The sequence below is a fragment of the Dendronalium phyllosphericum CENA369 genome (genome assembly GCF_016056275.1).
Taxonomy (GTDB): Bacteria; Cyanobacteriota; Cyanobacteriia; order Cyanobacteriales; family Nostocaceae; genus Dendronalium; species Dendronalium phyllosphericum.
The window spans coordinates 665-2,105 of record NZ_JAECZA010000172.1 but is presented as its reverse complement, the minus strand read 5'-3'; the positions used below and the strand labels follow the sequence as shown (position 1 = coordinate 2,105).

Below are 1,441 nucleotides of genomic sequence, written 5' to 3'. Positions count from 1 at the left end.
AATCAGAAGGCCTTACAAATTCTCCTGAAGGAAGCACTGTTGTAAAAATAGCATTTGAGTAATCGTAGCGTAAAAAGCCTAACCGAAAGATCCCATCGAAAATAATTCCAGAAGGGATATCAAAGGGTCTTAATGTCCATTCGAGCTGTGGAAGCTCTTGACTAATCGATTGGAAATCATTGACTCGAACATTTGCTTTGAGACGTGCAATCCAACTCTCATGTTGCTGCCGCAAATCTAGGGCTGTTCTTCCTGCAGGGATATCTTCAAAGTCTTCCAAATTGTAATACTGAGCCATTTGCCCATCACTGACCACATCATAAACGACGTTTAAGGTGATATTTCCAGCAAGTGAGCGATCAAAGAATGAGCCTTGAAAACGATACCGATCCTTTTTCTCAGGATCGTAAAGTGGCAAATCGTGAACGTAGTAATTTCGAGTATAAAATTCAGTTGAACGAACTGAAGAACAGTATTGAGTTTCAATCCCTGCGCCTGCACCATGCCCTAAAAATCCATCGACTCTTCCATAAGCAGAAAAGTCTTTCCAACTAAAAAGCTTTGCTCGAAGGCCAATATGTGTTCCTGGATATCCTCCCCATCCAAAAGTGACTGCAACGGGAGGTTCATAATCTTTTGAGAGATCAAGCGAAATTTTTGGAAACCAAAATAAAGGCACTTCTTTCAATCTAAAACGGATATCTGTGGCTGTCAGTTGTTTGTCAGGTGTAATCTCAACTTTTGATGCGATGAGTTTTAGGTCTTTGTTTTCTCCTTCGGAAGTAGTGATAAAAGCATCGTGAAAAATAACATTGCCATTTGGGCAAAGCTCAATTCTTGCACCTTCAATGTACCAAGGTAAAACAGCAACTCTTCCTCGAGTTAAAAATCCACACTGATTCATGAAGTCGTATTCGATGCCATCTGCTGCAAGTGTTTGATTGTGATAGTCAATGAGTACGTCTTGTGAGCAAGAAGCAAATAGTATCTTTGACTCTTGCTCCATTTGTCTCGTGTACTTAATGATCTTTGCCTGTATTCGAATCGATGGTCCAACAAGAAGTCCTCCTTCGTTTGTGAAGAGGATCCCATTTTCATAAAGAGGATTTTTAAGATTGACGACGATCTGATCTCCTTCCTTCGCATTGGGTAAACAGATAAGAGGACACACATCGCATCGAGGTGGAAGGGGGGTGGTGCAAGGAGAATCCCAAATCAGCGGTGGCGTCTTAGTTAGGTCGTCAGCGACTAAAGAACTAGCCAGAAAAGTGCTGACTATCCCAATTACCAACCCCTGTAAAGGGTGATTTTTCACTAGTTACTCCGAAGTACGCATCAATAGACCCGCTAGAGCATACCTGTTTTTGGCATTTCCGTAAGCGATTGCGTGGATCAAAGTTTCGATTCCTGTCTGATTTTGAACAGAAGCGAGCGCTTCAAA

The 1,441-nt window shown here is 41.8% G+C and carries 1 protein-coding gene; it reads right to left on the bottom strand.

From position 1 onward, the window contains the following. Positions 1 to 1,315 (bottom strand): LPS-assembly protein LptD (locus I8752_RS21960; RefSeq protein ID WP_214434400.1); only part of this gene is annotated, 1,315 nt, incomplete at its 3' end. Between the last annotated feature and the right edge of the window lie 126 nt (positions 1,316 to 1,441).